Source organism: Plantactinospora sp. KBS50, assembly GCF_002285795.1.
Lineage (GTDB): Bacteria > Actinomycetota > Actinomycetes > Mycobacteriales > Micromonosporaceae > KBS50.
In genome coordinates, this window is sequence record NZ_CP022961.1 from 2,479,312 (window position 1) to 2,500,798 (window position 21,487).

Below are 21,487 nucleotides of genomic sequence, written 5' to 3' on the forward strand. Positions count from 1 at the left end.
CTTTAGCGGCGCCGACCACGATGCGCTGAGCCGGCGACGGCCGGATCCGCCGTCGGAAGGGAGGCGGCCGTGTTCATCGAACAGCTCAACGGCAGCACCGGCCCGCTCGCGGCGCACCCGGAGCCGCCGGCCGGACTCGGACCGGAGGACTTTCGCCGGGCGCTGGCCCGGTGTGCCGCCGGGGTGGTCGTGGTGACCGTGGCCGACGGGCCGACCGGGATGACCGCCAGCTCGTTCACCTCGGTCAGCCAGTCACCGCCGTTGGTGTCGTTCTGTGTGGACCGGCGCTCCAGCAGCCGGCTGCGGCTCTGCGCCGCCGAGCACTTCGCGGTGAACGTGCTCACCGCCGGCCAGGCCGACGTGGCCGCCGTCTTCGCGCGCCGGGACACCGACCGGTTCGCGCTCACCCGGTGGCGCCGCGGCCGGTACGGGCTGCCGCTGCTGGAGGACGCCGCGGCCCACCTGGCCTGTCGCACGTACAGGATCGTGCCGCTCGGCGACCACCTCATGATCGTCGGGCTGCTGGTCGACGCCGAGCACCCCCGGCCGGACCCGCCGCTGGTCTACCACCGCGGCGCGTACGGGCGGTTCGAGCCGGACCGCTGAGCCCCGCGGCCGGGTCGCGTCCGGCCGCGTCCCGGGCACCCGTGTGCCCCCGGCGCGTCTCCAACCCGGCTCGACGACGCCCCCACCACCGACCGCCAGGCTCTCAGGAGCCGCCGGGCGGATACGAGGAGAGGAGATGGCATGACCCGACGTGTCGCGATAACCGGGATCGGCGTGATCGCACCGGGCGGCATCGGTACCGATGCCTTCTGGAATCGCATCCTGTCCGGCCGCAGCGCCACCCGCACCATCACCACGTTCGACCCGACGCCGTTCCGGTCCCGGATGGCCGGCGAGTGCGACTTCGACCCGGCCGAGCACGGCCTCACCCCGCAGGAGATCCGCCGGATGGACCGCGCGGCGCAGTTCGCCGTCGTGTGCACCCGGGAGTGCCTGGCCGACTCCGGCCTGTCCACCGGGGAGGTCGCGGCCACCCGGACCGGGGTGACGGTCGGCAGCGCGGTCGGCTGCACCATCAAACTGGAGAACGAGTACCTGGTCCTCTCCGACGGCGGCCAGCGCTGGAACGTCGACCCCGGCTACGCGGTACCGCACCTCTACGACTACTTCGTGCCGAGTTCGCTGGCGGCCGAGGTGGCCTGGCAGGTGGGGGCCGAGGGCCCGGTGTCGGTGGTCTCCGACGGCTGCACCGCCGGCATCGACGCCATCGGGTACGCCTGCCAACTGATCCGCGACGACGAGGCGGACGTGGTGATCGCCGGCGGCACGGAGGCCCCGATCGCACCGATCACGGTGGCCTGCTTCGACGCCATCCGGGCCACCTCCGCGCACAACGACGACCCCGAGCACGCGCTGCGGCCCTACGACGTCAGCCGCAACGGCTTCGTGCTCGGCGAGGGCGCCGCCATGTTCGTGCTGGAGGAACTGGAGCACGCCCGGCGGCGCGGCGCCAGGATCTACGCGACCATCGACGCCGTCGCCACCCGGGCCAACGCGTACCACATGACCGGGTTGCAGGCCGACGGCCGGGAGATGGCCGAGGCCATCCGGGTCGTCCTCGACAAGTCCCGGGTACGCCCGGAACAGGTCGACTGGGTCAGCATGCACGGCACCGGCACCAAGCAGAACGACCGGCACGAGACGGCGGCGGTCAAGCGCACCCTGGGCGAGCACGCCTACCGGACGCCGGCCAGCTCGATCAAGTCCATGGTGGGCCACTCGCTCGGTGCGATCGGCGCCATCGAGACCGCCGCCTGCGCGCTGGCCATCACACACGGGATGGTCCCGCCCACGGCGAACCTGCACGAGCAGGACCCGGAACTGGACCTGGACTACGTACCCCTGCACGCGAGGGAGTGGACCGTGGACGTGGCACTGAACGTGGGCAGCGGGTTCGGCGGCTTCCAGAGCGCCATGCTGCTCTCCCGGCCCGAGGCGGTGGCCCGGTGACCGGCCCGGTGACCGGCCCGAGGACCCGGGCCGTGGTGACCGGCCTCGGGGTGCTGGCCCCGACCGGGCTCGGCGCGGACGAGCACTGGGCCGCCACCGCGGCCGGCCGGGCGGCCATCGGGCCGATCGGCCGGTTCGACGCGAGCACCTACCCGGTCCGGCTGGCCGGTGAGATCGGCGCGTTCGAGCCGACCGACCACCTGCCCAGCCGGCTCATCCCGCAGACCGACCGGATGACCCAGCTCGCCCTGGTGGCGACCGAATGGGCGCTCGCCGACGCCGCGCTGACCGTCGACGAGGGCTGCGACTTCGACTTCGGCGTGGTCACCTCCGCCTCCGCGGGCGGGTTCGAGTTCGGCCAGCGCGAGTTGCAGAAGCTCTGGACCGAGGGACCGGGCACGGTCAGCGCGTACATGTCGTTCTCCTGGTTCTACGCGGTGAACACCGGGCAGATCTCGATCCGGCACAAGCTGCGCGGCCCCGCCTCCGCGCTGGTCACCGACCAGGCCGGCGGGCTGGACGCGGTCGGCCACGCCCGCCGGCTGGTCCGCGACGGCACGCCCGCGGTGATCACCGCAGGCGTGGACTCGTCGCTGTGCCCGATGGGGCTGGTCTCGCAGTTGCCCAGCGGGCAGCTCAGCGAGCGGCGGGACCCGGCCACCGCGTACCGGCCCTTCGGCCTGGACGCCACCGGCGGGGTGATCGGCGAGGGCGGTGCGGTGCTGATCGTGGAGGACGCCGACGCCGCCGCGCGGCGCGGCGCGCCGCGGATCTACGGCGAGATCGTGGGGTACGCGGCCACCTTCGACCCGCCGCCGGGTTCGGGCCGCGAGTGCGGCCTGGGCCGGGCCGCGGCGCAGGCGCTCGCCCAGGCCGACGTGCTGCCCGACGACATCGACGTGGTCTTCGCCGACGCGGCCGGCGTTCCGGAGGCGGACCTGGCGGAGGCGCAGGCGCTGGAGAAGCTGTTCGGACCCGGCGGGGTGCCGGTGACCGCACCGAAGTCGATGACCGGGCGGCTGGGCGCCGGCGCGGGTGCCCTGGACGTGGCGACCGCGCTGCTGGCGATGCGGGCCGGCGTCGTGCCGCCGACGGTGAACGTCGGCGACCCGGCCCCCGGCTACCAGCTCGACCTGGTCACCGCGGCGCGCCGGCTGCCGATCCGGACCGCCCTGGTGCTGGCCCGCGGCCGGGGCGGCTTCAACGCGGCGATCGTGCTGCGCGGCGGCCCGCAACCGCACGACGACGAGGCCGCCCGGGACGGGGATTCCGGGACGGCAGGTACCGAGGAGAGGAGTGGCCGATGAGCCAGTTCACCATCGACGACCTGAAGAGGATCATGCGCGAGTGCGCCGGCGAGGACGAGGGCGTCGACCTTGACGGCGACATCGGCGGCGTCCCGTTCGACCAGCTCGGGTACGACTCGCTGGCGCTGCTGGAGACGGCGGCCCGGGTGGAGCGCGAGTTCCGGGTGTCGCTGCCGGACGGCCTGGTGGGCGACGTGGACACCCCGGCGGCGTTCGTGGCGTTCGTGAACGGGCGCTTCCTGGCCCAGACCGGCTGAGCGGACGGCCGGGGCCGGACCCTCACCGCCACCCGGGCGGGCCGGAGCGCACCGCGCTCCGGCCCGCCCGGCGTCTGTGGCCCGGCCCGCCCGCGGCCGCCGCGCCGCCCGGCCGGGCGCCGTTCGGCGCGGATCTCGGCGCGGGACCTCGACGCGGATCTCGGCGCGGGACCTCAGCGCAGGACCGGGCGCTGCCGGTCGTAGAGGGCCCGGCACTGCGCGTACGTCGGCAGCAGGCCGGCCCGGATCGCCTCGGTCAGCCCCGGCGCCTCGGCGTCCTTGCGGGACATCAGCGGCTTGCGGGTGAGCTGCCAGGGCAGCCCCAGCTCGGGATCGAGCGGATTGATCTCCAGCGGCGTGCCCGGCTGGTACGTGGTCGAGCACAGGTAGCCCACGCAGGCGTCGTCGGTCAGCGCCACGAAGCCGTGCCCCAGCCCCTCGGCGACGTACACCCCGGCACCGCCCGTGGCGTCCAGCCGGTTCACCGCGTGCGCGCCGAAGGTCGGCGAGTCCAGCCGCAGGTCGACCACGATGTCCAGCACGGCGCCGCGGACACAGTTGACGAACTTCGCCTGTCCCGGCGGGAGCCGGACGCCGTGGATGCCGCGCAGCGTGCCGCGCCGGGAGACCGAGTAGTTCGCCTGCCGCGGGGTGAACGCGTGGCCGGTGGCCTCCAGCAGGCTGTCCCAGCGCAGCGCCTCGTAGAAGCAGCCGCGTGCGTCCTCCAGCATGCTCGGAACGATCCGGTACGCGTCGAGCACCGCCAACGGATGGATCTCCATGTCCGGAAGCTAGCCACGACGCCTCAAGCCTGAGTCGAAACCGTGCCGCCCCCGACGGTCTTGGACCGGTTCTCGAAGGCACCTCGTGGGGCGGTCCGTATCCATGAGATGCCCGGCCGCGCGGAAGTGCCAGCGGCCCGTCGAGAGTGGGTAACGCATGAAGGCTCTGGTCCTAGCCGGGGGCCTCGGCAGCAGGCTCCGGCCGTTCAGCTACAGCATGCCCAAGCAGTTGGTGCCGGTCGCCAACCGCCCCGTGTTGCTGCACTGCCTCGACCGCCTGCGCGAGGTCGGCATCACCGACGTCGCGATCGTGGTCAGCAGCGAACGGGGTCAGGCGATCCGGGACGCCGTGGGCGACGGAAGCCAGCACGGACTCCGGCTCACCTACCTGTCGCAGGAGGCGCCGCTGGGACTGGCGCACTGCGTCCAGCTCGCCGCGGACTTCCTCGGCGACGACGACTTCCTGATGTATCTCGGTGACAACATCTTCGCCAGCGGACTCGGCGAACTGGCCGAGACGTTCCGGCGGGACCGGCCGGCCGTGCAGCTGGTGGTGACCAAGGTGCCGGACCCGTCCGAGTACGGCGTCGCCGAGGTCGACCCGGACGGCCGGGTCGACCGGCTGGTGGAGAAGCCGAAGAACCCCACCAGCGACCTGGCCGTGATCGGCGTGTACTTCTTCACCGCCGCCATCCACGAGGCGACCCGGCGTATCCAGCCGAGCGCCCGCGGCGAGCTGGAGATCACCGACGCGATCCAGTGGCTGGTGGCCGGCGGCGCCGACGTGCGGGCCGCCATCTACACCGGGTACTGGCGGGACACCGGACGCATCGACGACATGCTGGAGTGCAACCGGGTGCTGCTGGAGTCCACCGAGCACCGGCTGCTCGGCGAGGTGGACGCGGCGAGCGAGGTCTGCGGCCCGGTGGCCATCGAACCCGGCGCCCGGGTGGTGCGGTCCCGGATCGTCGGGCCGGCCGTGGTCGGCGCCGACAGCGTCGTGGTGGACAGCTACATCGGCCCGTACACGGCGCTGGGCCGCGGCTGCGTGCTCGCCGGCGCCGGCATCGAGTACTCCATCGTCCTGGACCGGGTCTCCGTGCGGGACGTCCGGGGCATCCACGGCTCGCTGATCGGCCGCTCGGCGGAGGTCTGCCTGTCCGACGGCGACCTCGCCCGGCACCGCCTGGTCATCGGCGACGACACCCGGGTGGAGGTCGTGGCATGAGGCTGCTGGTCACCGGCGGCGCCGGCTTCATCGGATCGCACTACGTCCGCGGGATGCTCGCCGGCCGGCACGCCGGCTACGAGCGGGCCGAGGTCACCGTGCTGGACAAGTTCACCTACGCCGGCAACCGGGACAACCTGCCGGCCGCGGACCCGCGGCTCACGGTCGTCGAGGGCGACATCTGCGACGCCGGCCTGCTCACCGACCTGCTGCCGGGACACGACGCGGTGCTGCACTTCGCCGCCGAGTCGCACGTGGACCGCTCGGTGGCCGGCGCCGCGCCGTTCGCCATGACCAACGTGGTCGGCACCCAGACGCTGCTGGAGGCGTGCGTACGCACCGGCGTGCAGCGGGTGGTGCACGTCTCCACCGACGAGGTGTACGGCTCGATCGAGGCCGGTTCCTGGACGGAGTCCTGGCCGTTGCAGCCCAACTCGCCGTACGCGGCCACGAAGGCCGGCAGCGACCTGGTGGCCCGGTCGTTCTGGCGCACCCACGGGCTCGCCGTCTCGATCACCCGGTGCTGCAACAACTACGGCCCGTACCAGTACCCGGAGAAGGTCATCCCGCGTTTCGTGACCAACCTGCTGGAGGGCGAGCCGGTGCCGCTGTACGGCGACGGCCGCAACGTCCGGGAGTGGCTGCACGTGGACGACCACTGCCGGGCCGTGCAACTGGTGCTCACCGGCGGCCGGGCCGGGGAGATCTACAACGTCGGCGGCGGCGTGGAGCTGAGCAACCGGGAACTGACGCAGCGGCTGCTGCGGCACTGCGGCGTCGACTGGTCGATGGTGCGCCAGGTGGACGACCGGCTCGGCCACGACCTGCGCTACTCGCTGGACGACAGCAAGATCCGGACCGAGCTGGGCTACCGGCCGCTCGTCGACTTCGACCGCGGGCTGGCCGAGGTCGTCCAGTGGTACCGGGACAACTCGTGGTGGTGGAAGCCGCTGCGGGGCACGCGGCGCTAGAGACAGGAAGGCATCATGCGCGTACTGGTCAGCACGGCACCGCTGCACGGCCACTTCTTCCCGCTCGTGCCGTTGAGCTGGGCGTTGCGGGCCGCCGGACACGACGTCCTGGTCGCCACCCCGGCCAACTTCGCCGACGAGGTCGCCGCCACCGGGCTCCCGGTGGTGCCCTGCGCCGGGCCGATCGAGTTCGCCGAGTTCATGTTTCACGACCGGCAGGGCCGGCGGCTCGCCCAACCCAGCGACCCGACGCAGCGGCGGCACTCCAGCGGCCGCGCCTGGGGCCGGCTGGCCGCCCGTACCCTCGACGGCACCCTCGACCTGGTCCGCGACTGGCGTCCGGACCTCGTGGTGGGCGAGCCCACCGAGTTCGCCGGCGCCATCGCCGCGGCCGCCGCCGGGATCCCTTGGGTGGAACACTCCTGGGGGCTGGCGGTGCAGCCCGAGTACCGGCCGGCGGCCGGCGCCGAACTGGCCGGCGAGTGCGCCCGGTCCGGGCTGGGCGGCCTGCCCGAGCCGGCACTGCGGATCGACGTCTGCCCGCCGTCGGTGCAGCGCCCCGGCGCGCCGCAGGGCCAGCAGATGCGGTACGTGCCGTTCAACGGCCCGGCCGTGCTGCCGCAGTGGGCCCGCGGCCCGGCGCCCGGCCCCCGGATCTGCCTGACCCTGGGCAGCATGCTGCCCAGGCACGGGCTGCTCGACTTCGCCGGGATGCTGCGCGACTGGGCCACCGCGCTCACCGGGCTCGGCGTCGAGGTGGTCGTCGGGGTGGCCGACGAGGTGGCCCGGTCCTGGACCGACCTGCCGCCCGGGGTCCGCGCGACCGGCTGGCTGCCGCTGCACCTGGTGCTGCCCGGCTGCGCCGCCGTGGTGCACCACGGCGGACCCGGCTCGCTGTTCACCGCGCTCGCCCTCGGGGTTCCCCAGCTCGCGCTGCCGCAGACCGCGGACCAGTTCGAGAACAGCGACCGGATGGTCGCGGCCGGCGCCGGGCTGCGGCTGCTGCCGGCCGAACGGACCACCGACGCCGTGGTGGACGCCTGCCGCGACCTGCTGGCCGAGTCCCTGTACCGCAAGAACGCCGAGTCGATCGCCGAGGAGAACGCCGTCGGACCCAGCCCCGCCGAGGTCGTCGGGGTGCTCGAACGGCTCGTCGCGGCAGATCCGTGGAAGGAGATGGCGTGACCACCACCGCACCCCACCCGCTGTTGGTGACCGGGGACGACCGGCGGGTCGCCGACCGGTTCACCAGGTCGGCCCTGACCACCGACGGCCGGTTGCTGCCCACCGCGCGGTTCGAGAGCTGGCTGGCCGAGCGGGCCGGCATGAACCGGTTCGCGGTGCACCGCGTACCGTTCCAGGACCTGGACGGCTGGCGGTTCGCCGAGGACACCGGCAACCTCGTGCACAGCAGCGGCCGGTTCTTCTCGGTGGAGGGCCTGGAGGTCGCCACCGACTTCGGCCGGGTCCCGCGGTGGACCCAGCCGATCATCAACCAGCCGGAGATCGGCATCGTCGGCATCCTGGTCAAGGAGTTCGACGGCATCCTGCACTGCCTCATGCAGGCCAAGATGGAGCCCGGCAACGTCAACACGCTCCAGTTGTCCCCGACCGTGCAGGCCACCCGCAGCAACTACACCCGGGTGCACAAGGGCAGCGCCATCCCGTACCTCGAACACTTCGTGGCGCCGCGCACCGGCCAGGTGCTGGTGGACGCGCTCCAGTCCGAGCAGGGCGCCTGGTTCCTGCACAAGCGCAACCGCAACATGGTGGTGCAGACCGACGAGGACATCGAGGTCCGCGACGACTTCTGCTGGCTCACCATCGGCCAGATCCACGAACTGCTCCGGGTGGACAACCTGGTCAACATGGACTCCCGGACGGTGCTGTCCTGCATGCCGTTCGGCCGCCCGGACGGCCCCGCCCGCACCGTGGCCGGCGACGACCCGTTCCGGGCCGCGCTCGTCGAGTCCGTCGGCGGCCAGCGCGGCGCGCTGCACACCGACGCCGAGGTGCTGAGCTGGTTCGTGGAGGCGAAGTCCCGCTACGCCCACCAGCGGCGCCGGATCCCGCTGCGCGAACTGGAGGGCTGGCGGGCCGGACCGGACGCCATCTCGCACGAGGACGGCAAGTACTTCCAGATCGTCGGCGTGCAGGTGGAGGCGAGCAGCCGCGAGGTGTCCAGCTGGACGCAGCCGCTGGTGGCGCCGGTCGGGCACGGCATCTCGGCGTTCCTGACCCGGCGCATCGACGGGGTGCTGCACGTGCTGGCGCAGGCCCGGGCCGAGGCCGGCACGCTGGACGTGGTGGAGCTGGCGCCGACCGTGCACTGCCTGCCCGGCAACTACCGGGACGTGCCGCGGGAACACCGGCCGGCCTTCCTGGACCAGGTGCTCTCCGCCGACCGGTCCCGGATCCGCTACGAGGTGGTGCAGTCCGAGGAGGGCGGCCGGTTCTACCACGCGCAGAACCGCTACCAGATCATCGAGGCCGACGACCTGCCGCTGGCCGTGCCGCCGGACTACCGCTGGGTGACGGTGGCGCAGCTGATGGGTCTGCTGCGGCTGTCGAACTACCTCAACGTGGAGGCACGCAGCCTGGTCGCGTGCCTGCAGACGCTGTGGTGACCGGCACCGGCACCGGCACCGGCACGCCGGTCCCGGGCGGTACGCCGGTCCGGCTGGGCGTCCTGGGCTGCGCCGAGATCGCCTGGCGCAAGACCCTGCCCGCGCTGGCCGGCGTGCCGCAACTGCGGCTCACGGCGGTGGCCAGCCGGGATCCGGAGCGGGCCGCCCGGTTCGGCGAGCGGTTCGGTGCGCAACCGGTGACCGGCTACCCGGCGCTGCTGGAGCGGGACGACGTGGACGCGGTCTACCTGCCGCTGCCCGCCGCCCTGCACGCGCCGTGGGTGGACCGGGCGCTGCGCGCCGGCAAGCACGTGCTCGCCGAGAAGCCGCTGGCCACGGTCGAGGCGGACGCCCGCCGGCTGGTGGCGCTGGCCGACTCCCGGGGTCTGGTGCTGGCCGAGAACTACATGTTCACCCTGCACAGCCAGCACGCACAGGTACGCGAGCTGATCGGCTCCGGGCTGATCGGCGAGCCCCGCCTGCTGAGCGCGGCGTTCGCGATCCCGGCGCTGCCCCGGGAGGACATCCGGTACCGCCCGGACGTCGGCGGCGGGGCGCTGGCCGACGTGGGCGGCTACCCGCTGCGGGCGGCCACGCTGCTGCTCGGCGACCGACTGGAGGTGGTCGGCGCGACGCTGCGCCGGGACCCGGCCCGCGGCGTCGACCTGGGCGGCACGGCCCTGCTGGTCACCCCGGACGGCGTGGCGGCCCAACTCGCCTTCGGGATGGAACACGCCTACCGGTGCGAGTACGAGGTGTGGGGCAGCGCGGGCCGGCTCCGGCTGGACCGGGCGTTCACCCCGCCGGCCGACCACAAGCCGGTGCTGCGGATCGAGCGGGGCGGCGAGGTGCAGGAGCGGCTGCTGGCGCCGGACGACCACTTCGAGGCGGCGCTGCGGGCCTTCGCCGACGCCGTGCGCACCGGCACGGACAGCGGGTTGCAGGGCGCGGCCGTCCTCCGCCAGGCCGCCCTCGTCCAGCGGGTCCGGGACGTGGCCCGCTACCTGGACGTCCCGAACTGACCGGCGGCGAGGAGCGCGGATGGACATCATCGGACGGGGCTTTCTGGCCAAACACCTCGCGAGCCTGACCGCGTCCCACCAGGGCGTGCTGGTGCTGGCGGCCGGGGTCTCCGCGGCCAGCGGCACCGCGCAGGCGGACTTCGACCGGGAGACCGCCCTGGTGGCCGAGGCGGTACGCCGGTGCGCCGCCGACGGGCGCCGGCTGCTGTTCTTCTCGACCGCCTCCACCGGCATGTACGGCGCCACCGGCCGGGCCGGGAGGACGAACCGGTCCGGCCCGGCACCCCGTACGGCCGGCACAAGCTGGCGGTCGAGGCGCTGGTCCGCGGCTCCACCGTGGATCACCTGGTGGTCCGGCTGGCCCACGTGGCCGGCCCGGACCAGCCCGCGCACCAACTGCTGCCCTCGCTGGCCAGCCAGGTGCTCGCCGGCCAGGTCCGGCTGCACGCCGGCGCCCGGCGGGACATCATCGACGTCGTCGACGTGGTGGCCGTCATCGACCACCTGCTCGGCGCCCGGGTCAGCCGCGAGGTGGTGAACATCGCCACCGGGTACGCCGTACCGGTGGAACTGCTGGTGGACCGGATCGAACAGCGACTCGGCGTGCGGGCCCGGCGCACCGTGGTGGCCACGCCGCCGGTCAACCATCTCGTCTGCACCGAGAAGCTGCGCCGGCTGGTGCCGGCGGTCCGCGGGATGGGCTTCACCGACCACTACTACGCGGCGGTCCTCGACCGGTACGTGACCGCCCGCCCGCTGCTGCGGACGGCCTGATCCGGCGGCCCCGGCGCGATGCCGGCGGCCGGCCGGCGGAAAAGTGAGGAGAGACGTGGCGATGCGGATCCTGTTCGTCACCTCGGCGATGCCGTCGCACTTCTTCGCGATGGCGCCCTTCGGCTGGGCCGCCCGCGCGGCCGGGCACGAGGTGCGGGTGGCCAGCCCGCCCGGCCTGGTGCCGGTGGTCTCCCGGTCCGGTCTGCCGACCGTGCCGGTCGGCGCCGAGCTGGACTTCGCGGCCGGCTACCGCGGCCGGCAGACCGGCGGCTCGGCCGACCCGAAGCTGATGTTCGCCGCCGTGGCCGAGGCCATGGTGGACGATCTGGTGGCGCTGGCCCGGTCATGGCGGCCCGACCTGGTGGTCTGGGAACCGACGTCGTTCGCCGGGCCGGTCGCCGCGGCGGCGCTCGGCGTGCCGTCGGTGCGCTACCTGTGGGGACCGGACATCGTCGGCCGGGGCACCAGCGGCCGGGACCGGCTGCCGGAGCCGGTGCTGGCGCTCTTCGACCGGTACGCCGGCGGCCTGGCCGGGGTGCCGGAGTGGACCACCGTCGACCCGTGCCCGCCCTCGGTGCAACTGCCGACCAGCGGCCCGTGGCGGCACGTGCGGTACGTCGCGCACAGCACCGCGGCCCGGGTCGACCCGGCCGTGCTGCCGCCACCGGACCGGCCCCGGGTGCTGGTCACCCTCGGCATGTCGGTCACCGACCTGGTCGGCCAGCGGGCGTTCCTGCCGCCCCTGGTGGTCCGGGCGCTGGCCGGCGAGGACGTGGAGACGCTGGTGGCGCTGCCGGCCGGGCAGGTGGCCGCGCTCACCGACGGCGGCGGGCTGCCGGACAACGTCCGGGTGGTCGCCGACTGCCCGCTGCCGGTCCTGCTCGCGCAGGCCAGCGTGGTGGTGCACCACGGCGGGGCCGGCACGCTGCTGAGCGCCGTCAACGCCGGGGTACCGCAACTGATCCTGGCCCAGATGCCCGACCTGGCCTTCTACGGCGACCGGCTGGCCGCCACCGGCGCCGGGCTGCGGCTTGGCGCCGACGTCACCGAGGCGACCGTGCGGGACGCCGTGGCCGGGTTGCGCACCGACCCCGGCCACCGGGACGCCGCCGCCGACCTGCGCGCCGAGGCGCTGCGCCAACCCAGCCCCGCGCGGCTCGCGGCCGAGCTGCTTCCCGCCGCCATTCCGTCCCAGGAGGAGCCCGTATCATGACCGATTCCCGGATGAACTTCGGCCTGTTCTTCTTCGCCGCTCTCGGCGACGACGCGCCACGGACGTACCAGATGATGCTCGCCGCCGCCCGCCGCGGCGAGGAACTGGGCCTGGACTTCGTCTCCACGCCGGAGCGGCACTTCCACCGGTTCGGCGGCGCGTTCCCCAACCCGGCCGTCACGTCGGCGGCCCTGGCCGCGGTCACCAGCCGGTTGCAGATCCGCGCCGGCAGCGTGGTCACCCCGCTGCACCCGGCGCTGCGCATCGTCGAGGACTTCGCGCTGGTGGACTGCCTCTCCGAGGGCCGGGCCGCGATCTCGGTCGGCTCCGGCTGGAACGTCAACGACTTCGTGCTCAACCCCGCGGCGTACGCCGACCGGCGGGACCGGATGCTGCGGGACGTGGCCGAGATCCGGCAGGTGTGGCGGGACGGCACCTGGAGCGGCACCAACCCGGTCGGCGGCGAGGTGACGCTGCCGGTGTTTCCCCGGCCGGTGCAGGACGAACTGCCCATCTGGGTGACCGTCTCGCGCAACCCGGAGACCTTCCGGCAGGCCGGCGAGCTGGGTGCCAACGTGCTGACGCACCTGGAGAACCAGGACGTCGACGCGGTGGCCGGCAACATCGAGCGGTACCGCGAGGCGTTCGCGCGGCACCACCCAGGGCGCTGCGGCACGGTCACCCTGATGATGCACACGTACGTCGCGGACTCCACCCGGCGGGCGCACGAGGTGGCGCTGCCCTGGCTGCGCTCGTACCTGCGGACCGCTATCGACCTGGAGTCCCGGGCGGTCGGCGCGGGCGGCGGGATGAGCGGCGGCCGGACCGGCCGGACCGTGATGACCGAGGAACGCGCCCGGGACCGGCTGGTGGAGATCGCCGTGAACCGCTACCTGGCCGGCACCTCGCTGATCGGCTCGGTGTCGGACTGCCGCCCGGTGGTGGACGCGGTCCGCGCGGCCGGGGTGGACGAGATCGCCTGCCTGGTGGACTTCGTCGGCGACGGGGACGCGGTGCTGGCCGGCCTGCCGCACCTGGCCGAGCTGGCCACCGCCGTACCGGCCCCGCTGCCCGCCTGATCGGTTGCCTGCCTGACCCGCTGCCGGCGTGACCTGCTGCCGGACTGGTCGGTTGCCTGCCTGACCTGCTGCCGGCGTGACCTGCTACCGCACTGGTCGGTTGCCTGCCTGACCCGCCGCCGGCGGCGATCTGCATCCGCCGCCGGCGGCGATCCGCGGCACCGGCCAGGACCGAACACCTCTTTTCGACCTATGCCTGAGAGTCATTTTTATGACTCTCAGGCATAGGTCGAAAAAGTTTTGTCGCCGTCAGCGAGGTCACCGTGGGTGAGCGTCCCGTGGACGTGGACGTGGACGTGGACGTGGACGTGGACGTGGACGTGGACGTGGACGTGGACGTGGGGGTGGAGGTGGAGAGGTGGAGGTGGAGGTGCGACGGAGGACGGGCAGACCACCGTGGCACTAGCGGGACCGGTCGTCCAGCCAGCCCAGGTCGCGCCAGAGCAGCAGTTCCACCTCGGACGGTGGGATACCGCCGGCGGCCCGCTCGGGGTGCCCGGGCAGCACCGGCCGCCCGGACCGGGCCGGCCTCCCGAGCCGGGCCGGCCTCCCGAACCGGGCCGGTCTCCTGGATCCGGCGGGCGTGGCCGGCGTGCGGGCCGGCCCGTCGGGGCGGCACTCCGGTTCGGGCCAGGCCGGGATCATCGGGTGCGCCACGCCGAGCAGCCGCAGCCCCGACGCCACGTACCGCAGCAGCCGCCGCCACCGGGCCGCCCCGGTCATCGCGTCGCCCCCGCCATCGCGCACCTCCGCGTTGCAGCCGGACCCGGGAGCCGGACGGGTGCCGGCGGTGGTCACGGATCACCTGACTGTGTCCGGGCGCTCTCGAGCTGTGGTCAACCGCGGCTGGAGGTGCGCCGGTCCTCACCGGCGCTGGACTCCGCCTCGATCCCGGTGCCGGACGCTGGGAGGCGAGGACCGCGACAACACGCGAGCGGGAGGCGCTATGCGGGTCATGTGCACGGTGTCGGCCTGGCCGAGCCACTACTACCCGATGGTTCCGGTGCTGTGGGCGCTGCAGGCCGCCGGCCACGAGGTACGGGTGGCCTGCGCCCCGAGCCAGGCCGGGTCGGTGTCCCGGGCCGGGCTGACCCCGGTGCCGGTGCTCGGCGAACTGGACATCCCCTTCCTGGCCCGGCTGCGGAACGTCTTCGACGCCCAGGCCGGCACCTGGCCGTACGACTGGGTGCCGCCGCACCCGGTGACCGGCGCCCCGATGCCGTCGGTGGCGGAGTTCGGGTACGCCGACTTCGCGCGGGCGACCCAGCAGAAGGTGGCGACGCCGGTGGCCCGGGGCGGCAAGGCGGCCGTCGCGCTGGCCCGCCGGTGGCGCCCGGACCTGATCCTGCACGAGCCGCTGTCCATGGAAGGGCTGCTCGCGGCCCGGACCCTGGGGATCGCCTCGGCGGTGCACCTGTGGGGTCCGGTGGGCAGCCACGAGACCGATCCGGCGGTGCGGGCGGTCACCGAGTATCCGGTCGGTTCCTTCGGGGCGCACACCGCCGGGAAGCTCACCCTGGACACCGTCGAGCACGTCATCGACCCGTGCCCGGCCGGCCTGGCGCCGCCGGTGGCGAGCAACCGGATGGCCGTGCGGTACACCCCGTACAACGGGCCGGGCAGCATGCCGACCTGGGTGCTGGACCCGCCGGAGCGCCGGCGGGTGGCGGTGGTCTGGGGCAACTCGCTCACCGCGATGTTCGGTCCGGCGTCGCTGGCGGTGCCGCTCATCACGGAGGCCCTGGCCGACCTGGACGTGGAGGTGCTGCTCGGCACCGGCGGCCAGGACGCCGGCGCGGTCGGCCCGACGCCGGCGAACGTGCGGGTGCTGGACCGGGTCCCGCTGCACCTGGTGCTGCCCGGCTGCGCCGCGGTGGTGCACCACGGCGGCGCCGGCTGCCTGATGACCTCGGTGGCCGCGGGCGTGCCGCAGGTGGTGATCCCGACCGGGATGGACCAGCCGGCCAACGCGGCGCGGCTGGCGCAGACCGGCGCGGCGCGATGCCTGCCCCGGGCGGAGGCGACCGTCGCGGCGATCCGGGACGCCGTGACGGCCGTGCTGGACCGGCCCGACCACCGGGCGTCGGCGGCCCGGCTGCGCGCCGAGAACGAGGAGCGGCCGACGCCGGCCGGGCTGGTCGCCGACCTGGAGAAGCTCGCCGCCGGCTGAGCTGACCGGATGACCGGCTCGGCCGGCCCGCGGCGCCGACTCCGCGGGCCGGCCGATCCGGTCAGCCCCGCGGGCCGGCCGCGGGCCGAATTGCCGCGGGCCGGCCGCCCGGCCTCAGCGCCGCGGGTTCCGGTCCCCGCTGACCTCGTCCGCCGGGATCGTCTCGGCCAGCAGCCGCAGCTCGTCCTCGGTGAGCTTGACCTGCGTCGCGGCCACGTTCATCTCCAGGTGCGTGGTGCACCGGGTACCGGGGATCGGCACGATGTCCTGGCCCTGCGCCAGCAGCCAGGCCAGCACCAGCCGGCCCACGCTGACGTCCCGCTCCGCGGCCAGCGCCTCGGCCCGGCTGACCAGCTCGCGGTTGTGGGCGAAGTGCTCGGGCCAGAACCGCGGGTGGTTGCGCCGGTAGTCGCGGTCGCCGAGCTGGTCCACCGAGGTGAGCCGTCCGGTCAGCAGGCCGCGACCCAGCGGGCTGCACGCGACCAGCCCGACGCCCAACTCGCGGGCCACCGGCAGCAGCGTCCGCTCGACCTCGCGCTCGAACAGGGAGTACTCGCTGGCCAGCGCGGCCACCGGATGCACCGCGACCGCCTGGCGCAGCTGTTCGGCGTTGGCCTCGGACAGCCCGATGTGTCGCACCTTGCCGGCCGCGACCAGCTCCGCCAGGGCACCCACGCTCTCCTGCACCGGCACCTTGGGGTCCACCCGGGCCAGGTAGTACAGGTCGATGTGGTCGATCCCCAGCCGCTCCAGCGAGGCGTCGCAGGCCTGCCGGAGCCGGTCCGGGCTGCCGTCCACCCCCAGCGGCCGACCCTCGGGGGTGAACAGCGCGCCACCGCGGGTGGCCACCACCACGTCGTCCCGGCGATCCTTGATCGCCGTACCGACCAGGGACTCCACGGCGCCGCCGCCGTAGAAGTCGGCGGTGTCCAGCAGCGTGACGCCGGCATCGAGGGCGTGCCAGAGCGTGCGGACCGCTTCGTCCCGGTCGACCGGGCCGTACCCGCCGGTCAGGCCGAGGGTGCCCAGACCGATGGCCGAGGTCACCGGTCCGGAGCTGCCCAATCTGCGGAGCTGCATGAATCGTCCTTTCTGCGCCAGATCCCGGCCGTTCTCGTGGCCCGGGAGGCCGGCCCGCGGCGCCGGTGCCCCGGCGCCGTCACCGGCTGGAACGCAGCGTGCCAGCCAGCGATCGAAGGCGGTTTGAGGCGATCCGGTACCGCCCTTCACGACCGCTCGACCGGCGCTCGATCTGCCGTGTCCACGATCGGCAGCGACACGCCAGGGTGAGGGCTCCGGCCCGGAAGGATGGTGCGCGGTGTCGCAGTCAGGACATGTCGAGGTGGCTCAGCACGTGGCCGTGGAGGCGCCCGCTGACGAGGTTTTCGACCTGATCGTGGACGTGCGGCGGTGGCCGCAGTTCTTCGGCTCGCTGGTGCACACCAGCGTCGGCCCCGCCGACGGGGACGCGACCGACGTGGTGCGGTGCTGGGGTGTGCGCGGCGAGTCGTCGGTGCGGGCCTGGTCGGCCCGGCGCTGGATCGACCGGGACAAGCTCCAGATCACCTTCGACAACGACCCGCCGCCGCCGGGGGCCACCACTTCGCGCGGCTGGTGGGAGGTGGAACCGAGCGGCGCCGAGGCGTGCCGGGTCACGCTGCGGCACGAGGTCTCCGGCGGGGACGCCCCGGCCGAGGTGCTGGCCAGGGTCGGCGAGGAGTTCGACAGGCACTCCCGGGCGCAACTGGGCGAGCTGAAGGCCACCGCCGAGCGCCGCAAGGACCTGGAGGAACTGGTCATCGGCTGGGAGGACACGCTGTTCGTCTCCGGGTCCGCCGAGGACGCCTGGGCGATCCTGTACGAGGCGGACAAGTGGCCGGAGCGGATCCCGCACGTGGCCAGGATCGACATGATCGAGCCCAGCCCCGGCATCCAGTTCTTCGACATGGACACCTCCACCCCGGACGGTCGGGCGCACACCACCCGGTCGGTGCGGGTCTGCCTGCCGTACGAGCTGATCGTCTACAAGCAGATCACGCTGCCGCCGATGCTGGAGGCGCACACCGGGCACTGGCGGTTCGAGGAGACGCCGGAGGGCACGATCCTGGGCGCGCGGCACACCGTGACGCTGAAGCGGTCGAAGCTGTCCCTGCTCGGCCCGGACACCACGGTCGCGGACGCCCGCAGGTACGCCCGGCGGGTGCTGGGCACCAACAGCATGAAGAACCTTCAGATCGCCAAGGCGTACGCGGAGGAGCGGGCCGATGGCTGACCGGCCGTCGCTGGACTATCCGGCGATCCCGGTGGACGGCCTGCTGCGCCGGGCGGCGCAACGCTGGCCGGAGCGCACGGCGATCCAGGCCGGCGAGGCGCGGATCAGCTTCGCCGAGCTGGACGGCGCCGCCGACCGGGCCGCCGCGGCGATCACCCGGCGGGTCGGCGGACCGGGGCGCCGGTGTGCGATCACCACGGTGCTCAGTCCGCTGTTCGCGGGCGCGTTCTACGGCATCGCCCGCAGCGGCAACGTGGCCGTCTCGGTGAACCCGCTGCACCGCCCGGAGGCCATGGTCGGCACGATCGCTGCCTCCGGCGCCGTGCTGGTGCTGGCCGATCCGCGGACCGCGGCCCGGCTGGCCCCGTTCGCCGACCGGCTGCCGCCGATCGTCGCGCTGGAGGAGCTGGCGGCGCCGGCCCCCGACCCCGCCGGCATGTCCGCCGCGTCCGCCGGCGGCGCCGCGGACACCCCGCCGGACACCCTGCCGGACACCCCGGCGGCCGGTGCCGAGGACGTCGCCTGCCTGCACTACACCAGCGGGACGACCGGCGAGCCCAAGGGTGTGCTGCTGACCCACCGCAACCTCGTGGTCAACGCCATGCAGACGGTGCAGGCGCACGGGCTGGACACCGGCGCCGTGGCCTTCAACGGGCTGCCCGCGTACCACCTGATGCACCTGAACGCGGCGGTCTGCGCCGGCGCCACCCAGTACCTGTACGGCGCCCCGGCGCTGCTGGGCACCGGCACGGTGGGCGAGTCGGTGCGCGCGGCCGTCCGGGTCGGCGCGACCCACTACTACACGCTGCCGGTGCTGCTGTCGATGCTGGCCGGCGCGCCGGACCTGGACCAGCTCTCCTCCGGTCCGCTGCGCGGGATGTTCTGCGGCGGTTCGGCACTGCCCGAACCGGTCGCCCGCCGGCTCGGCGCCCACTTCGGTATCCCGGTGTTGCAGGGATTCGGCCTGGCCGAGGCCAGCTCGATGACCCACCTGGACCGGCCGGACCGGCCCCGGCCGGGTTCGGCCGGCGTGCCGGCCGCAGACACCGGCGCCCGGGTGGTCGACGTGGAGTCCCGGGCGCCGCTGGAGATCGGCCAGGTGGGCGAGATCCAGGTCCGCGGCCCGCAGCTGATGGCCGGGTACGCCGACGGCACGCCGGGCGTCGACCCGGACGGCTGGTTCTCCACCGGTGACGTCGGCCGGATCGACGCCGACGGCCACCTGTACCTGGTCGACCGGCTCAAGGACGTGTTCAAGTGCGACAACGAGCTGGTGTCGCCGTCCGAGCTGGAGCGGGTGCTGGCCACCCACCCCGCCGTGCGCGACTGCGCGGTGGTGGACCGGCCGGACCCGCTGCACGGTGCGGTGCCGGTGGCGCTGCTGGTGCTGGACGTGCCGGTCACGGCGGATGCCGACGAGGTGGCCGACAGCGTGCTCGCGTACGCCAACGGGCGGCTGGCCGCGTTCCAGCGGATCGTCACGGCGCGGGTGGTGGAGACCGTGCCACGCACCCCGATCGGAAAGATCGCCCGGCGCGCCCTGCGCGAGACGTACGCGGGCGTACCCGGCTGACCGGACCGTCCGGCGGCCATCCACAAGAGAGGAAAAGGCCATGCTCACCCTGATCAACGAGTTCACCGTGACCGGCGACGTCGACGAGTTCCTGGCGGTCCTGGAGGACTTCAACAAGTACATGTCGACCCAGCCCGGTTCCGGGGGATACCGCCTGCTGCGCTCCACCCGCCGTCCCGGGGTCTTCGTCGAACTGGCCGACTGGGAGAGCGCCGAGGCGCACCAGGCGGCCGTCCGCAGCGAGGGCTTCCTGCCGCTGGTGGCCCGGTTGCGTCCGCTGGTCGAGAAGTCGGTCCCGGACCTGTACGAGACCCTGCGGGTCGAGGAAACCGTCGCCGGCTGACCCTGCCCACCCGTACCGAGGAGCCGTTCCATGTCCGAGCCGATCGACGTCCTGGTCGCCGGTGCCGGCCCGGTGGGCCTGACCGCCGCGTACGAACTCGCCCGCCGGGGCCTGCGGATCCGTGTCGTCGACGCGGCGAGCGGACCCGCGACCACCAGCCGGGCCATCGCCACCCATCCGCGCACCCTGGAGACGTACGACCAGATGGGGCTCGCGGACCGGATGATCGCCCGCGGCCTGGTGGTGCAGGCGTTCACCATGTATTCCAACGGCCGCCGGCTGGCCCGGCTGGACGCCGACTACACCGAGATCCCCACCCGGTTCCCGTTCACCCTCGCCATCGACCAGGTCTTCACCGAGGAGGTGCTCCGCGGGGCGCTGGCCGAACTGGGGGTCGCGGTCGAGTGGGGCAGCCGGCTGGAGGCATTCAGCCAGCACGACGCCGGGGTCCGGGCCAGCGTCCGGACCACCGGCCCGGCCGGCGGTACGGACGGCGGCGGCCCGGCCACCGGCGGTACGGACGGCGGCGGCCCGGCGGAGCCGGCCGGTGCGACCGAGCTGATCGAGGCCGGCTGGCTGGTCGGCTGCGACGGCGGGCACAGCCTGGTCCGCAAGCTGCTCGGCCTGCCGCTGATCGGCGAGGCGAACGAGACCTGGCTGATCGCGGACGCCCAGGTCGACACGGAACTGCCCCGCAACAGCATCTACTGGATCCGGTCCGGCTCCGGCACCATGATGATGGCCCCGCTGCCGGGCGAGCGCCGGTGGCGGATGCTGGACACCGTCGAGGTCGACTACGACGGCGACGCCGCGGTGATCGCCGAACGCTTCAGCCGCAAGCTGTCGGCCGGCACCGGTACGCCGGTCTCGGCGCACGCGCCCGGCTGGGTCTCGGTGTTCACCGCCCAGCAGCGGATGGTGCCGGCCATGCGCCGGGACCGGGTGTTCGTCGCCGGGGACGCCGCGCACGTGCACAGCCCGGCCTCCGGCCAGGGCATGAACACCGGCATCCAGGAGGCCTACAACCTGGGTTGGAAGCTCGCCCAGGTGGTCCGCGGCGAGGCCGGCGCGCAACTGTTGGACAGCTACAGCGCCGAGCGGGTGCCGATCGGCCGGGAACTGCTGGGCTCGACCAAGCGGGCCACCGCGCTGGTGGCGTTGAAGAACCGGCTCGCCGGTCTGGCCCTGCCGGTCGTCTTCGGCATCGTGCAGCGGGTGCCGGCGCTGCGGGTGCGCGGCCAGCGCACCGCGCTGGGCCGGGTCTCGGGCCTCAAGCTGGGCTACCCGGACGGGCCGCTGACCAGCCCCGGCGGCACCGTGCCGGCGGCGCCCGCGGCCGGCGAGCGGGTCGTCCGGGTGCACCCGGACGAGGCGGCGAGCCCCGGCTGGCGGGCGCTGCTGGCGCAGCTTCGGGATCTCCGCTGGACGCTGCTGGCCTTCGGCCCCGACGCCGTGGCCGAGGCCGGGCGGCTCGGGGCACCGGACTGGCTGTCGGTGCGGACCGTGTCCGGCCCGGCCGGCACGGGCCCGGCCGGCACGGGCGCGGCCAGCATCGTGCCGGTCGGTACCGGCGCGGCCAGCATCGTGCCGGCCGGTCCCGACGCGGCCGGTCCCGGGGAGCCGGTGCCGCTGGCCGACCCGGACGGCACGCTGGCGACCACCCTCGGCTGTGCGGACGGCGGATGGCTGCTGATCCGCCCGGACGGCTACCTCGCGGCCCGGGGCACCGTGCTGACCGGCGACGCCGTCGAGGCGGCGCTGCGCCCGGCCGGACCGATCCGCCCCGTGCCCGTACCCACCTCCTGACCGTCTCCAGCGGCCGGCCGCGGCCCGGGGGACCGGGCGGCGCGGGC

General features: G+C 74.2%; 20 protein-coding genes. 17 read left to right on the forward strand and 3 right to left on the reverse strand.

What is annotated here, in order from left to right:
- The first annotated feature begins 69 nt into the window (after window positions 1–69).
- The 4 genes from CIK06_RS11005 (at window position 70) to CIK06_RS11020 (ending at window position 3,580) form a co-directional block, all read left to right on the forward strand.
- On the forward strand, window positions 70–606 hold the full coding sequence (locus CIK06_RS11005) for a flavin reductase family protein (RefSeq protein ID WP_198348191.1): 537 nt from the start codon (window positions 70–72) through the stop codon (window positions 604–606).
- A 141-nt stretch (window positions 607–747) separates the two neighbouring features.
- Window positions 748–2,016 carry a beta-ketoacyl synthase gene (locus CIK06_RS11010; RefSeq protein ID WP_095564744.1) on the forward strand — a complete coding sequence of 423 codons (1,269 nt, stop codon included), beginning with the start codon at window positions 748–750 and terminating at the stop codon, window positions 2,014–2,016.
- Window positions 2,013–3,323 (forward strand): ketosynthase chain-length factor, encoded by a 1,311-nt coding sequence (locus CIK06_RS11015; protein WP_232534149.1) that lies wholly within the window; start codon window positions 2,013–2,015, stop codon window positions 3,321–3,323. Before CIK06_RS11010 ends, CIK06_RS11015 begins: the two co-directional genes overlap by 4 nt.
- Entirely contained in the window at window positions 3,320–3,580 is a 261-nt protein-coding gene (locus tag CIK06_RS11020) for an acyl carrier protein (protein ID WP_095564745.1), read from the forward strand. The genes CIK06_RS11015 and CIK06_RS11020 overlap by 4 nt, the downstream gene beginning before the upstream one ends.
- A 173-nt stretch (window positions 3,581–3,753) precedes the next feature.
- Here CIK06_RS11020 and CIK06_RS11025 read toward each other — a convergent pair whose 3' ends face one another.
- Window positions 3,754–4,362 (reverse strand): dTDP-4-dehydrorhamnose 3,5-epimerase family protein, encoded by a 609-nt coding sequence (locus tag CIK06_RS11025; RefSeq protein ID WP_095564746.1) that lies wholly within the window; start codon window positions 4,360–4,362, stop codon window positions 3,754–3,756.
- A gap of 157 nt (window positions 4,363–4,519) precedes the next feature.
- Between CIK06_RS11025 and CIK06_RS11030 the strand changes: the two genes are divergently transcribed.
- From CIK06_RS11030 to CIK06_RS11065, 8 genes are all read left to right on the forward strand, one after another.
- Window positions 4,520–5,590, forward strand: coding sequence for a glucose-1-phosphate thymidylyltransferase (locus tag CIK06_RS11030; RefSeq protein ID WP_095564747.1), 1,071 nt, complete (start codon window positions 4,520–4,522; stop codon window positions 5,588–5,590).
- Complete coding sequence (rfbB, locus tag CIK06_RS11035) at window positions 5,587–6,561, forward strand: dTDP-glucose 4,6-dehydratase (RefSeq protein WP_095564748.1); 975 nt, start codon at window positions 5,587–5,589, stop codon at window positions 6,559–6,561. Before CIK06_RS11030 ends, rfbB begins: the two co-directional genes overlap by 4 nt.
- Window positions 6,562–6,576: 15 nt before the next feature.
- Window positions 6,577–7,746: a nucleotide disphospho-sugar-binding domain-containing protein gene (locus CIK06_RS11040; RefSeq protein ID WP_095564749.1), complete on the forward strand. Its 1,170-nt coding sequence runs from the start codon at window positions 6,577–6,579 to the stop codon at window positions 7,744–7,746.
- Window positions 7,743–9,188 (forward strand): NDP-hexose 2,3-dehydratase family protein, encoded by a 1,446-nt coding sequence (locus CIK06_RS11045; protein WP_198348192.1) that lies wholly within the window; start codon window positions 7,743–7,745, stop codon window positions 9,186–9,188. The genes CIK06_RS11040 and CIK06_RS11045 overlap by 4 nt, the downstream gene beginning before the upstream one ends.
- Entirely contained in the window at window positions 9,185–10,210 is a 1,026-nt protein-coding gene (locus tag CIK06_RS11050) for a Gfo/Idh/MocA family protein (protein ID WP_095567735.1), read from the forward strand. Before CIK06_RS11045 ends, CIK06_RS11050 begins: the two co-directional genes overlap by 4 nt.
- 180 nt (window positions 10,211–10,390) lie before the next feature.
- Window positions 10,391–10,984, forward strand: a complete 594-nt coding sequence (locus CIK06_RS11055) for an NAD-dependent epimerase/dehydratase family protein (protein WP_198348193.1) — start codon at window positions 10,391–10,393, stop codon at window positions 10,982–10,984.
- A gap of 61 nt (window positions 10,985–11,045) precedes the next feature.
- Window positions 11,046–12,197, forward strand: coding sequence for a nucleotide disphospho-sugar-binding domain-containing protein (locus tag CIK06_RS11060; RefSeq protein WP_232534285.1), 1,152 nt, complete (start codon window positions 11,046–11,048; stop codon window positions 12,195–12,197).
- Entirely contained in the window at window positions 12,194–13,276 is a 1,083-nt protein-coding gene (locus tag CIK06_RS11065; protein WP_095564751.1) for a MupA/Atu3671 family FMN-dependent luciferase-like monooxygenase, read from the forward strand. The genes CIK06_RS11060 and CIK06_RS11065 overlap by 4 nt, the downstream gene beginning before the upstream one ends.
- A gap of 402 nt (window positions 13,277–13,678) precedes the next feature.
- On the opposite strand, the gene CIK06_RS11075 is transcribed toward CIK06_RS11065, so the two are convergent.
- A complete protein-coding gene (locus CIK06_RS11075; protein ID WP_095564752.1) occupies window positions 13,679–14,074 on the reverse strand; it encodes a hypothetical protein in 396 nt (131 codons plus the stop codon).
- 148 nt (window positions 14,075–14,222) lie between these two features.
- Between CIK06_RS11075 and CIK06_RS11080 the strand changes: the two genes are divergently transcribed.
- On the forward strand, window positions 14,223–15,446 hold the full coding sequence (locus tag CIK06_RS11080) for a nucleotide disphospho-sugar-binding domain-containing protein (protein ID WP_095564753.1): 1,224 nt from the start codon (window positions 14,223–14,225) through the stop codon (window positions 15,444–15,446).
- A 114-nt stretch (window positions 15,447–15,560) separates the two neighbouring features.
- On the opposite strand, the gene CIK06_RS11085 is transcribed toward CIK06_RS11080, so the two are convergent.
- A complete protein-coding gene (locus CIK06_RS11085; protein WP_095564754.1) occupies window positions 15,561–16,526 on the reverse strand; it encodes an aldo/keto reductase in 966 nt (321 codons plus the stop codon).
- Between the two features lie 262 nt (window positions 16,527–16,788).
- Between CIK06_RS11085 and CIK06_RS11090 the strand changes: the two genes are divergently transcribed.
- Genes CIK06_RS11090 through CIK06_RS11105 form a run of 4 tightly spaced genes read left to right on the forward strand, consistent with a single transcriptional unit; the run spans window position 16,789 to window position 21,440 of the window.
- On the forward strand, window positions 16,789–17,718 hold the full coding sequence (locus tag CIK06_RS11090; protein WP_095564755.1) for an aromatase/cyclase: 930 nt from the start codon (window positions 16,789–16,791) through the stop codon (window positions 17,716–17,718).
- Window positions 17,711–19,291 carry a class I adenylate-forming enzyme family protein gene (locus CIK06_RS11095; RefSeq protein WP_095564756.1) on the forward strand — a complete coding sequence of 527 codons (1,581 nt, stop codon included), beginning with the start codon at window positions 17,711–17,713 and terminating at the stop codon, window positions 19,289–19,291. Before CIK06_RS11090 ends, CIK06_RS11095 begins: the two co-directional genes overlap by 8 nt.
- 40 nt (window positions 19,292–19,331) lie before the next feature.
- Entirely contained in the window at window positions 19,332–19,634 is a 303-nt protein-coding gene (locus CIK06_RS11100; protein WP_095564757.1) for an antibiotic biosynthesis monooxygenase, read from the forward strand.
- A gap of 30 nt (window positions 19,635–19,664) precedes the next feature.
- A complete protein-coding gene (locus tag CIK06_RS11105) occupies window positions 19,665–21,440 on the forward strand; it encodes an FAD-dependent oxidoreductase (RefSeq protein ID WP_095564758.1) in 1,776 nt (591 codons plus the stop codon).
- Window positions 21,441–21,487 lie beyond the last annotated feature (47 nt).